Below are 12,907 nucleotides of genomic sequence, written 5' to 3'. Positions count from 1 at the left end.
CTCTAGACAATACGGATTATTGCCGATTTGGTTTTACGCAAACAAGCCGATACGGCGCGGCGAGGTGGAGAGGAGTCCCGCGACCAGCGCCGCGCACACGAGCGCGTGGAAGCGCTTTTGCGGCGGGTGATATTTCGACTTCATGAGGCGCAGCAACGTAAACAGCAGGCCGATCAAATAGGCGCGCCAGGCCGTCGCCCGGTCGCCCAACCGATCTTCGATGGCGAGGCGGCGCACCGTCATAATCGACTGATGCGCTTTCCGCACGGGCGTCACCAACTTGAGCGCGTCCGGCAGTTCCGGGTAGATTTCATCCCGCGTGGCAAACAGCGCTTTCGACCACGCGAACAGCTTGCCCAGCGGCACACCCTCAATGCTGCTGATGAGCAGCCAACCTTCCATCGTCAGATAATCGTGCAGGATCGGGCCTTTGCCCATATCGGCAAAATCGATGAGCCACGTATCCCAACGCTTGTCGACCAGCACATTGCGCCCGTGCAGGTCGCCGTGCATGACCGTCTCGTAGTAATCGTTGAGCAGCGGTTCGGTCAAAGCGAACTCGGTCGGGTTGAGGAAACCGGTGCCGTCGCGGAAATAGAACTTTTTGGCGCGCGCCCCCTTGCGCACGGCGTCCGCCATCGTCAGCAGTTCTTCCTGCCGTTCGAACAGCACCGCGGCGTCGAGATGCAGAAGCTGTGTGTAGATCGCCGCCATATCAACATTCTGATACAGGTGCTTGGTGTACAGGCGCTGCATCGAGAGCGTGTCCGTGTACAGGTTCGTCAACAGGTGATCGATCTGCACCTGACTGGCGACGCGTTGATAGGCTTCGGCGAGATCGACCACCCGCCCGCTCATATTCAGGAACGTGTAGATCATGCCGCCGAGCGTGCGCGTGCGGCGGTAGGGTTCCAGCGCTGCCGGATGCCGGTTGACGTTGCTCAGGCGGCCAATGTAGTCATGGTAGCAGTGGATTTCGCGTTCGATCAGCGGGTATTCGCCAATCTTGACGATCTGCGTCGCCCCTTTGACGTCATCGGCGTACTTGTCCACTTGAATGACGTGGGCTTTACTGTAGCCGGAACGCTGCGACGCAATGGGATGCAGATCCACCCGCGTGTCTTCGTTGAACAGCTTACGGAGCAGTTCCGCCAGTTCCACATCGAGCTGCTCGGGCGGCGGCTGCGTCAGCGTTGTGCACTGGAGATTGCCCGTGACCGCCTTCATCACCGACTTTCCGTCGTTGATCTGCAGCTTCCAATTGATCTGCACGACGTCCTGAAACACATCCTGCACGAGGTCGGGCAGCTTCTTGAGGTCATCCGGCGTTTTGGTCAGGTAGCGCGAGGCGATGCTGCGCGGCTGACCCAATTTCCCGGTTTTCACGGGCAGCGACTGCATCAGTTCCAGCACATCCTGTAAATCCGCATGAAAGCTGATGATGATGATGCCCACGCCGGGATCAAGGCGGTGAATATCACGCACGAGCTGCAAGCCATCGCGGTTGCGCGGGTTGTTTTCTTCCAAGCGCACGTCGACAATGGCGATGTGGAACAGCTTCTGCTGAAACTGCGCCAGCGCCTCCGCCCGGCTCCGCGCTGTGACAATGCTGCAGCTTTCGACTTCCAGCAGGCGCCGGAGCATGTCCAGCTGTTCCTGCGAGTCGTCGACGAGCAAGATGCGGTAATGGCTGAGATCAGGCGCAACGTTTAGCATAAGTGTGCAAATTAGTGGTTCTAGAAGTAAAACCTACTACAAACATATTCTAAACCAGATTTGCACAAATAGCGCATTCTGACAAAAATGAAGATCGTTAGTTTTTTCCTACCTCAGCGTAGGCAATTTGTATGGTTCATTCTCGGGAGAACAGTCGTCTAATAATAGTTAGAATTGTGTACTATCACACAGGAGCAGCCATGAACAAAACCCGCGTTTTCCTGCTACTCACGACGCTCGTCATCATTCTCGCCTCCAGCATGACGGCCCTTGCCCAGACTCCGACCGTTGCCATCGGGAGTCCGACCGGGGGTTCCACCGTCGACACGAATCTGCTCGTCGATGTGAGCGGCACGTACACCAATGCCCCGGTTGGTGCCACCGTCCTCGTCCAACTCTTTAGCAGCGTACTGCTCGACTCGCGGTCGCTGGCGCTGGACGGCTCCGGCAATTGGTTCGCCAATGACCTTGATCTCACCGCCGTCCCCAAGGGAACCTCCGGCTATATCATCGCGTATCTGGTGGCCAGTGATCTGTCGACGCTGGCGACGTCCAGCACCGTCTCGGTCACGTGGGGTTTCCCCGTGCCGACCGCGGAACCGACGTTCACGCCGAGCCCCACGGCCACCTTCACGCCAACGTCCACGGCCACCGAAATCTTCACCGCGACGCCGACCGCGACCGGAACGCAGGTAGGCACGGCCACCACCACGCCCACGCCGACCATGACCAAGACGCCGTCGCTGACGCCGCCGCCCGCCGCCACGATCACCATTTTGTCGCCGCTGAACGAGTCGATCTTCCCGACCGGGGTCGTCGTTTCGGTCGTCGGCACCTCGACCAACCTGCTGGCGAATGGTCTGACGGTGCGCGCGCTCAACGCTAACAGCGATGTGCTCGCCGAAGCCAGCGTCATCCCGGATGTCAGCGGCAACTGGATCGCTAACCTGACCGTGAACGTCCCGCTGGGCACGCGCGGCAAGATCTACGTCTTCGCGCCCCGCCCCGGCGATGGTTTCGTCTATGCCTCGGCGCGCGTCACCGTCACCTATGGCGGTCCGTGTGTCGTCCGCACCGATTGGTTTGTGTACACCGTGCAGGCGGGTGATACGCTGTTCCGCATCGCGAACCGCGTGGGCAGCAACATCAACGAACTGGCGCTGGCCAACTGCCTCGACAACACCAACCTCATCTATGTCGGGCAGCCGCTCCGCGTGCCGCGTCAACCCGCCGCGCCGCCCACGCCCAACCCGACCACCAACCTGCGCATTCTGACGCCGCTGCCCAACGGAACGGTCGACACCAGCGACCGCGTGAACGTCGCCGGGACGGGTAAAGGCATCGCCGGTTATTCGATTGTCGTGCGCGCGTTGAATCAGGCGGGCGAGGTGCTCGGACAGCAGGTTGCCGTCGCCAGCGCCGCCAATGCCGCGGGCGACAGTTCGTGGCAGACTGCGCTGTTCATCTCTGTGCCCCCCGGCACGCCCGGTTCAATCTACGCTTACGCTGTGTCTCCGGCGAATGGCGCCATCGTCGCCGACGAGCTGATTCAGGTGACGTATGGTGGCGCGTCCAGCGTCGAACCGACGCCGCGGCCCACAGGTGAAGCCATCGAAGGCGCCATCGAGGTCATCATCAACACGCCCGTGGACAACCAGACGTTTGTGCTCGCCAACCCCGTCGTCAATGGGCGCGTGGTCGGTCTCACCGACGGCACGCTCGTCCTGCGCGCGCTGGATGCGGAAAGCAATGTACTGGGCGAAGCCTCCGGCAGTCTCACGCCGATCAGCGAGAGCGAATCGTCGTGGCAGTTCGCGCTGCCCTTTGACGTGCCCACAGGCACACGCGCGACCATCTACGCCTATGTCACCGATCCGCTGACGGGCGTCGTCGCTGGCGCGGATGCGGTCAACGTGGTCGTCGGCGAATCCAACGCCAATCCGTTCGTCACCATCATCGATCCGCTGCCGTATGCGATTGTGCCGCTGGATGAACCCGTGACGATCACCGGCTATGGCGCGCGCCTATTTGAAGGCACGGTGCTCGTGCGCCTGCTGGATGATCAGGGCGGCGTGCTGGCCGAAGCAGTCACCACCGTCGACAGCCCGAACGCGGGCACGGGTGGCGAAGGTCAATGGCAGCTCACGCTGGATGTGAACGCCGCCGCTGGCACCCGCGGCTCGATCTACGCGTTCGCCACGTCGGCGCAGGATGGCAGCGTCATCACGGCGGCGCGGCGCTACGTCACCTTCGGCGATCCGTCAGACGCGACGAACTTCGTGCAAATCACTACGCCGCTGCCCGGCACGCTCATCTCCGCGGATAACGCGCTGTTGATCGCCGGACGCGCCGATCTGAACTCTGGTGAGGCAGTCACCGTGCAAGTCTTCGACGAAGTGGGCAACATCCTGATCGAAGAACCGCGCCCGATCAACCCAGTTGATGGGGCCGCCTACGGCACGTGGGATGTGATCCTCGAACTGCAGAACCTGCAACCCGGCACGCGCCTGCGCGTGAACGCCTTCACCACCTCGTCCTTCGATGGCAGCATCCTGTCCTCGGACTCGGTCCAGCTCACTTATGCTGAAGCGGGCGGCGGCTGATCGAAGCACCCGTTCCCTAAATCACAACGGGCGATCCAGTTGGATCGCCCGTTTGCTGTCTGGTTCAAACCTCAGCCACCGCCGTTGCCACGTCCGTTCCCATTCCCTCCGCGGTTGCCATGGCCACCACCATTGCCGTTCCCACCACCATTCCCATTGTTCGCTTCGGTGGGCGTCTCCGTGGGCTGCGGCGGTTCGACGGTCGGCGGCACCGGAGTCGGGGGTTCGGGCGTCGGCGGAACTAACGTTGGTGGAAGCGGTGTGGGCGGTTCCACGGTGGGCGGCATAGATGTTGGTGGGACAGCGTGTTCGTGGTTGGACAGGCGTGTTCGGGCGGCACCGATGTCTCGGTCGGGCGACGCGGCGTGCGCGTGGGTCGGTGTGGCGTTTCCGTTGGTGGAATCGGCGTGCTCGTCGGCGGCAGCAGCGTGTTCGTCGCTGGAATCGGCGTGCTGGTCGGTGGCAGCAGCGTGTTCGTTGGCGGCACCGATGTCTCGGTCGGGCGACGCGGTGTGCGCGTGGGTCGGTGTGGCGTTTCCGTCGCTGGAATCGGCGTGCTGGTCGGCGGCAGCAGCGTGTTCGTTGGCGGCACCGATGTCTCGGTCGGGCGACGCGGCGTGCGCGTGGGTCGACGTGGCGTTTCCGTTGGTGGAATCGGCGTGCTGGTCGGCGGCAGCAGCGTGTTCGTTGGCGGTACCGGTGTGTTGGTGGATGGGACGAGGGTGTTCGTGAGTGCTGGTGCGGTGTCGCTGGGTGGGACAGAAGTGTTGGTCGCCAGAATTAACGTGTTCGGTGCGCTGGTCGGCGGCGGCTCTTGTTGATTCGGCGCTGAGGGAACAGGTGTATCCGGTGGCCGCGTCGCTGCGTCGGGCGGCTGCCCGGTTAGCGCCCGAGGCGTCGACGTCGCCAATGGGAGCGGCGTCAACGTACTTAACCGCAGTAGATTGGGCAAGATCGTCACGGCGTTGATCGCCGTGGGCGTAGGTGTCAGGCTGGGTAGTTCAATTGATGCGCTGGCTGGTGGTCGCCAGTTGCCGAGAATCCCGGGCAGGTTTCCCCCACGATCCACAAGTTCTTCATAGTTACGCAGCACTGCGTCGAGATCGGTTGGTTTGGGGAGGGGTTGGGGCGGCGTGGGAAGCTGTTCTTCAGTCGGGATGCGGGGTGGCGCGCCTTGCAGGACGCTGTACACAATGAAGCTGACCAGCGTCACCGCAGTCACGAACTGAAAAAACGTTCTTACCAGCTTACGCATGGTCCCCGTCCTTTTGCGTACCCTGTCTATCTTCGGACGGTTAACCTTACAGAGCCCTAAAATGAAATGTTATTTGAAATGAACGCCTAGCGACGCTGGCGTGAGCCACCTTTCAACAACTTTCGGATGAAGGCCCACAGGCGCCCAAGCAGCGGATGATCACTTTCCCCGCGCACCCACGTCGATTTGACCAACCATTTCTGTTCATCGTTCAAGCGGAAGGCGATCACATGCACTTTGCGCCCCTGAATCGTCTTGATGAACTCGATATCGCCGTCGGCTTCACGCTCACGTCTGTCCGGTTCATAGATGGCGCTGGCGACCATCTCCTGGGTGATGCGGCGCAGCTTCAGCCGTTCAAGGGCGTGATTGGTGAAGACAATGTGCCGGTATTCGCGCTGCATGGTTAGCCTTTGGTCTGCGCTTGTCGAATGAACAGGAAGCTAATTACGCTGAGCACCGCCATGACCAGCCCGCCGAGCAAAAACGGCGCGCTCGCTCCGTACTGCTGAAAGATCAGCCCGCCGACGATGGGCGCGGCGGCATTCGCGGCACTGACTGCCGACGCACTCAAGCCGAGGATCCCGCCGTAAGCCTGGCTGCCGACACGCTTGGTCATGAGGCTGTTGAGGCTCGGGCGAATCATGCCTGCGCCGATGGTCAGCGGGACGATTACGATGAACATCCACAGCAGCCCGCCGACGCCATTCTGACCGTCCGGCGGGAGCTGCACGGCGATATCGCCGATCACTGCTTCGGTACTGGTCACGTCCGGATCGACGAGCAGCGCGCGTTCGACGATGCGCTGCACATAGAACGGATGGGGCTGCTCCGGCGTGAGCGCGACGAGCACCAATCCGGCGGCGAGCAGGAGCAGCGCGATCAGCACCACGCGGCGTTCGCCATACTTGCGCGTCCAGCGGCCAATCAGCCGGATCTGCGCATAGACCAGTGTCACGCCAACGACGATAAAAATCAGCGATGTGCCCTGCCCCAGCAGGCCAAGGCGACTCAGCGTGAACAGGCCGAGCAGGCTTTCGAAGGCAAAAAAGGCGAACTGCTGCGCGAACATGAGCACCAGCAGCAGATTGATCTGTCCGCTCTTAAGCAGTGCGAACACATTGGTCGTGCGTCCGCGCGCGCCGCGCCGCTCCGCCGGGAGCGTCTCTTTGAACATGAAGAGCGTGAGGAAGATCGAGATCAGCGAGTAGATGGCCGCGACAAACGCTGGCAGCGCGAGGTTATCGCTGACTTCCAGCGTGAGGATCGAGATCAGCGGGCCGAAGACGAAACCGAGGCCAAAGGCCGCACCTGTCAAGCCGAGTCCCTGCGCGCGCGTTTCGTCCGTGGTGATATCACTGAGCGCGGCCTGCGCCGTCGCCAGATTCGCGCCGAACAGCCCGTCGATCACGCGCGAGAGGATGACCATTTCCAGCGAGGTCGCCGCGCCGAGCATGATGAAGCCGATGCAGGTCGTGATTTGACTGATGAGCAGGAGGGGTTTGCGCCCAAACCGATCCGACAGTGCCCCCATGAGCGGCACGCCGATCAATTGGGTTAGGGGAAACGAAGCGAGCACCAAGCCAATTTGCAGGGGAGTTGCGCCAAAGCGCGCCGCGTACAGATGCAGCAGCGGCAAAAGCACCGTCAAGCCGAGTACGTCCACCAGCGTGAGGACGAAGATCGGCGCGGCGCGGTCGAAATCGAGTCTATTCGTCATGTTCCAGCAGCGCGGAACGGGTTTTAGGCGCGCTCACCTAAGCGACGCTCGGTGCCGTCCAGCAGGCGCTGAATGTTACCGCGAAACTTGAGAAACACCATGACGACGATCAAGCCGACATACAGGCCGTATTCCGGGGGCAGCAGGTGCTGGTAAATGAGCATCATCACCCACACGGTCGCCACACTGAAGGCGATCAGCACAGCAAGCGACATATAGCGCGTCAGCAGCAGGATTAAGCCGATGATGCCGAGGAAGCCCGCGATCACCTGAAACGGCATGATGAACAGCAGCGTGCCAAAGGCGGTCGCTGCACCCTTGCCGCCGCGCAGGATACCCGTGATGATCCACGCGAACAGCGACCAATTGTGCCCGACGATGGAGACCAACCCCGCGATAACTGTGGCGAGGATTTCGTTCTGCGGCATGATCAGCCGCGCTAACACAATGGCAATACCGCCCTTGCTGGTATCGACGGCGATGACGAGCAGACCCCACCAGATGCCGAGCGCGCGGATGACGTTGGTGCCGCCCATATTGCCGCTGCCAACTTCAAAGATGTTTTTACCATTAATCCGCGTGATGATATACGCGGTCGGGAGTGATCCGAGCAGATAGCTGATGGCGACAATGAGAATGATTTGCAAGGTGTTATCGTTCATCACTCGTGATGATCCCTCTGAAAATGGTAAATGCCTGCAAGCGGTATCGTAAAGTAAGAACACTGTTGTGCGCGTTTAGGTTCTCGAATTTTAAGAAATCGTCAGGAAAGTGTGAAAAATCGGCGAAACTGAAAGCAGTCAGCACGGTGATTGTTCACCAGTTTCCCTCAAAGTGGCAATCGACGCATCGCGCACGCCCCCCTGAATGAACGAATCGCGCGCCGCCCAGCCCTGATAGCGATTCTGCCCCGCATCGAGATACATAATGTTCAGCCAGTGATAGCCCTCGGTCTCGACTTCCTGCCCGTTAGGCACAAGGAACACGCGCGCGTTGTTGGGAATGCGGATGACGAGCGGCGCATCCGCGCTCGGTCGTGCCCGCAAGCTGATCACATTGGCCGGATCCACACCAGAATACACGAGGTAAACGCGGCACGTCTGCCCCAACGCCTGCGCATTCGACGTGGGTACGGCGGTCGCGCCTGTACCGGGCAAGCGTGTGATCTGCCCCACTATATTCGGCGTGAGCTGAATGCTGCTGGTCGGCGTGCCGACGCCGCGCACGGGCGTAGGGATCGTCGTCTCCGGCAGCACGGGCGACGGGATGATTTGTGGTGTGGCGGTCGGTCCGGATGCGGTCTGCAAATTGCACGCCGCTAACAGCGCCGCCACTAGAACCACCCACGCTCTGCGCATTCTACTTCGCCTTTATCCTGAAATAGATTTTGTTATTTTAACACAATCAATATGAATTGCACATGAATCGACGGTGAAGGGCGCGTCAGGAAGCTACTTCCACTAATCACCAAAAAGGACGAGGCATGCCCCGTCCTTTCACTGCCAGATCCACACTCGTTCTATGGATTGAGTCCGATTACACTTCTGGCACGCCGCAGCGCACCACCGAGCCCGTCTCGAACGACTTGATCGTGTCGAAGACCATGCCGAGCGAATACAGGTTGTCCGCGCCCGTCGTGATCGGCGGCTTGCCCGTCGTCACCGCTTCGTAGAATTCGTGCAGCAAATACGCCTGATGTGCGTACGGCAGATAGTCCATGTCCTGCGGTTCCTGCGGCGCGTCCATGTCTTTGTTCCACGCTTCCGGGTAGCCGCGATAGACCTGATTATCGCGCATCCACAGCACGCCCTTCTCGCAGTCAAAGCGCCAGTTGCCGTTATACGACGTGTCGCCGCCCTGCGATTCCCACGAGCCGTTGTAGCTCACAATCGCCTTGTTCTCGAACTCGAACAGCACGGACGCCGACGCATCAAAGTCGAAGCGGCTCCACGGCGGATTCCACGAGCGCCCGTACACGGTCAGCGGGTTGCAGCCGAGGATGCAGCGCATCATGTCGAAATGGTGAATCGCCATGTCGACGATCAGCGGGTACTGCATGTGCAGGCGGAAGTTGTTCGAAAAGGTCATGTGGCGGTAGTGCTCGACCGTCACCGCCGTGACCCGCCCCATCTCGCCGGATTGCAGAATGCGACGCACCGTCTGCACGGACGGGAAGTAGCGGCGGTTCTGCGCCACCATCTGCACTAACCCGGTTTCCTGCGCCTTGCGCACAATCGCCTGCGCCGCTTCCATCGTGTCGGAGAACGGTTTTTCGGTCAGCACATGCAAGCCCGCATTCATCGCCGTGACCGCCATCGGCATGTGAAAGCGCGGCGGCGTCACGTCGATCACCGCGTCCGCTTTGACGTTCGCAATGGCGTCTTCCAGCGTCTTGAAGATCAGCGAGCGGTCGAGGTTGTATTTGCCCGCCTGCTCTTCCGCAATCGCGTCATTGATTTCGACAAACCCAGCAAACTCAACTTCGGTCGACTTGAGAACGGCATTCAGCCAGGTATTCCCCATATTGCCGATCCCAACCTGGATCACCTTCATGGTGTTGTACATCCTTGTGTAAGTTTATTGAGCGATGAGGTCTGCGGCGTAGTGTGCCATGGTCATCACCGTGAGCTGCGGGTTGACGGTGGTCGACGTTGGGAAAACGCTCGCGTCGCAAACATACAGATTATTGTACCCATGCACACGAAAATCCTCACCTATCACGCTGTCTGTTGGGGATGCGCCGATGGCGTTGCCGCCCTGCGGATGTCCCGTGCCGAGCAGAATATCTTCGTCGCGCTGGACGAGCTGGCGCAGCTTGTCGATTTCGCTCTGCGCGCTGAAAACCGCCGCGCCGTTCTTGTAGGTCTGATACGTGCGCGTCGAGGCGTAGACCTCCTGCGCGCCCCCCGCGAAGAAGATGTCGCCGAGGATGACCAGCGCGTCGAGCAGTTTCTTGAGATCGCCTTGTGTTGGCTGAAAAACCACGTCTGGCCCGCCGGAGACCAGCGCGGGCATGATGCGCGCGTTCGACTCCGTGCCGACCAGCACGCCGACCGCCGCCATGCGGTCATAGTGCTGCATGTTCTGGAAGTGCGTATCCAGCCAACCGGGCATGGCCAGCGCCTGCGCGACGGGCGGGTTATACCACGTCTCGTAGACGAAGCCGGGATGCTCGTCGATGGCGAGGTAATGCGAGATTTGCAGCCCGTCGTAGGCATTGAGCGGTTGATCGAAGCGCGCGTGCAGCGGACTGCCCATGTTGAAGCTCAAGCCCTGCCCCACGGGCAGCTTCTGCGCCTTGCCGATGCCGCTCTGCATCAGCAGCCAGCTTGACGCAATCGTCCCCGCGCTGACGATCACCGTCTTGGGGTGTTTGATCACCAGCTTGCGCCCGCCGCGCACCGTGACGTGCACCTCGGTCACCGTGCCGTTCTCCTCGACCAGCTTAGAGGCTTCACTCTCCGAGAAAATCTGGAAGCAGTCCTTGCCATATTTCGCCTGCGCGCTCGGCAGCACTTCGTCGAGCATGGAGAGCTTGCGCCCGTACTTACAGCCGATGTTGCAGTAGCCGCAGCCTAAACAATCGACAATATTCGCTTGCACAACGTCGTAGTGATAACCGTTACTCTTGAAATAGTTGTTGATGCCGCGGGTGACGACCCCATCGCCGTGATTGAGCACGCCGTCAAGCGGTTGGCGCGTACCCGCCGCCACCGGACGAATGCGCATGCGGTCACGCACCGCCTGCTGCGACTGGCGGAAGCGGGGCACATTGATCACGTTCTGCCGCCCGTTCCACTTTTCGAGCACGCGGTCGGGCGTATCGAAGCACACGGCATTGTTGACGACCGTCGTCCCACCGACGCAGCTCCCCTGCAGAATGGTGAAGCGCAGCGCCTGCGAGATTTGCAGCGCGCCGTCCCCATACAGGCGGCTGATCATATCGACTTCGTCCTCGCTGAAGTCGTCCGGGTGGACGTAACGCCCCTTCTCGATCATCAGCACGCGCCGCCCCCGTTCGAGCAGTTGTTCGGCGAGAATCGCGCCCGCCGCCCCCGACCCGATGATCACCACGTCCGCATCGGTGATCGTCTCGACGTTCGCCTGCTCCATAACGGCGGGCGTGGTCACATCCAGCGGCGGATGCGGGCGGCGCGGCTTCACGTCGAAGTCTTTCGGGCGCTGCGAGAACGGCACATAGCCGATGCCGCTGCCATCGTCGCCGCGCGGCCAGACTGCCGGATGGCTGTAGTAGCCGAGGTAGGTCAGCTGCATATTGAAGCGCAGCATCGCCTCGATCAGGCCCGTGAAGCTGAGCGCCGCGCCCAGTTCTTCCGCCCGCCGACCCTGCACGCGCAGAATCAGCTTGTTGACGGCCAACACAACGCTGTTCAAAAAGCGATAGAGCGGACTGGGGTTGAGCACATCCTCTTTGAAGCGCCCATTGATGAACGCCTGCCGCGCCGCTGGATGCATATAGTTGATCGGCGGCTTGAGCCAGATCAGCGGGAAGAGGCCGAGACCGATGGCCGCCATTTTCGCCAGATTGAGGCGGCTCGACTGGAACGAGCCGAGATAGCCATCCGTCCGCAGCACCACCTGCTCCGGCGCGAGGCGTTCAGCGGTCTCCCCGGCGATCAGCGTTTCGACGGTCGCTTCCAGTGCGCGAAACTCGGACGGGCTGAGGAATTTGAGGTCGGCTAGCAGCGCCTGGTTGATCATCCGGTTGAGGTACAGCAAACCCGCGACGACCACACCATCCAGCAAGAGCGCGCCGCCCATGCTGGCCAGCGGTGAAAGCGTCAACCCGGCGATGGTGATCGGCAGCGGAGAGAACGGCGTCAGGCCGAACAGCACGAGCAGGCTGATCACGACGAACGAGGCAGCGTTCCCGACGATCAGCGCCGTGATCATGGGGATGTGCTGCGTGTAGCGGCGCGGATCGTAGGCGATGGGCAGCGCACATAGGCCGAGCGCCGCCAGCTTGACCGTCGAACCGGAGAGGAACAACGGGCTGATGACCAGTGATGACGCTGGATCGAGGAAGGGAAGCGCGATACTCAACAGCGCCGCGCCGAGGGAAGCGACACCAAATACACCGAGCACGATCCGCACGGTGTTCTCGGCGGGCGTGGGTGGCACGGCGGGAATCCACGGCGTCCAATCGGGTGCCGTGAGGGGGGCGTTATATAGGCAAATGCCAATATATACAGATGCGAGGATGAAGATCAAAGGTAAGTAAAGTGGGTTTACAAACTGGATCGATATGGGCAGGTTGATCGGCGTGAGGAAGAGCGCGACCGCGCCGACCAGCAGTGACAGAATCACGATGATGATCAGTGGGCGGAAGCGGCGGACATCCCCGGCGGCGAGCCACGCCAAAAAGGCGACCAGCAGCAGTCCGGCGAGGCTGTTCGACACCCAGAACGGCGGCGCATTGTAGAGCGCGCTGCCGGGAACACTGAGATAGGCGGCGGCGAACGTCACGAGAGCGAGAAGCACGAGGCCCCCCGCCAGTCCATTGAGGACGCGCGCGAGACGCTCCTCGGGCGGGGTCAACGGATGGGACGGGTTCATGGCTAACCTCCATTCCGACTGCATATCGAGTTGGGC

10 protein-coding genes are annotated in these 12,907 nt (G+C 61.1%); 1 reads left to right on the top strand and 9 read right to left on the bottom strand.

Features of this window, described 5'->3' with window-relative positions; genetic code table 11:
• Window positions 1-33 precede the first annotated feature (33 nt).
• Window positions 34-1,716 carry a response regulator gene (locus tag IPK17_RS33210; protein ID WP_343422014.1) on the bottom strand — a complete coding sequence of 561 codons (1,683 nt, stop codon included), beginning with the start codon at window positions 1,714-1,716 and terminating at the stop codon, window positions 34-36.
• Window positions 1,717-1,916: 200 nt separating this feature from the next.
• Between IPK17_RS33210 and IPK17_RS33205 the strand changes: the two genes are divergently transcribed.
• The gene (locus tag IPK17_RS33205; protein WP_343422013.1) at window positions 1,917-4,319 is read left to right on the top strand and encodes a Gmad2 immunoglobulin-like domain-containing protein; all 2,403 of its coding nucleotides are present in this window, start codon (window positions 1,917-1,919) and stop codon (window positions 4,317-4,319) included.
• A gap of 71 nt (window positions 4,320-4,390) precedes the next feature.
• Here the strand turns inward: IPK17_RS33205 and IPK17_RS33200 are convergent, their stop codons facing one another.
• The 8 genes from IPK17_RS33200 to IPK17_RS33165 all read right to left on the bottom strand — a co-directional run bounded on the left by IPK17_RS33200 (window position 4,391) and on the right by IPK17_RS33165 (window position 12,871).
• Complete coding sequence (locus IPK17_RS33200; RefSeq protein WP_343422012.1) at window positions 4,391-4,594, bottom strand: hypothetical protein; 204 nt, start codon at window positions 4,592-4,594, stop codon at window positions 4,391-4,393.
• Window positions 4,561-5,574 (bottom strand): hypothetical protein, encoded by a 1,014-nt coding sequence (locus tag IPK17_RS33195; protein ID WP_343422011.1) that lies wholly within the window; start codon window positions 5,572-5,574, stop codon window positions 4,561-4,563. Before IPK17_RS33195 ends, IPK17_RS33200 begins: the two co-directional genes overlap by 34 nt.
• 86 nt (window positions 5,575-5,660) lie before the next feature.
• Window positions 5,661-5,978 carry a DUF4258 domain-containing protein gene (locus IPK17_RS33190; RefSeq protein WP_343422010.1) on the bottom strand — a complete coding sequence of 106 codons (318 nt, stop codon included), beginning with the start codon at window positions 5,976-5,978 and terminating at the stop codon, window positions 5,661-5,663.
• 2 nt (window positions 5,979-5,980) lie between these two features.
• Window positions 5,981-7,294 carry an MFS transporter gene (locus IPK17_RS33185; protein WP_343422009.1) on the bottom strand — a complete coding sequence of 438 codons (1,314 nt, stop codon included), beginning with the start codon at window positions 7,292-7,294 and terminating at the stop codon, window positions 5,981-5,983.
• 23 nt (window positions 7,295-7,317) lie between these two features.
• A complete protein-coding gene (locus IPK17_RS33180) occupies window positions 7,318-7,956 on the bottom strand; it encodes a glycerol-3-phosphate acyltransferase (protein WP_343422008.1) in 639 nt (212 codons plus the stop codon).
• 138 nt (window positions 7,957-8,094) lie between these two features.
• Window positions 8,095-8,652: a hypothetical protein gene (locus tag IPK17_RS33175; RefSeq protein WP_343422007.1), complete on the bottom strand. Its 558-nt coding sequence runs from the start codon at window positions 8,650-8,652 to the stop codon at window positions 8,095-8,097.
• A 178-nt stretch (window positions 8,653-8,830) separates the two neighbouring features.
• Window positions 8,831-9,847, bottom strand: coding sequence for a Gfo/Idh/MocA family protein (locus IPK17_RS33170; RefSeq protein ID WP_343422006.1), 1,017 nt, complete (start codon window positions 9,845-9,847; stop codon window positions 8,831-8,833).
• Between the two features lie 24 nt (window positions 9,848-9,871).
• A complete protein-coding gene (locus IPK17_RS33165) occupies window positions 9,872-12,871 on the bottom strand; it encodes a GMC family oxidoreductase N-terminal domain-containing protein (RefSeq protein ID WP_343422005.1) in 3,000 nt (999 codons plus the stop codon).
• Between the last annotated feature and the right edge of the window lie 36 nt (window positions 12,872-12,907).

It is taken from the genome of Candidatus Flexifilum breve, from assembly GCF_016713355.1.
Note: the sequence above shows the minus strand (reverse complement) of the source record. Positions and strands in the feature narration are given on the sequence as shown.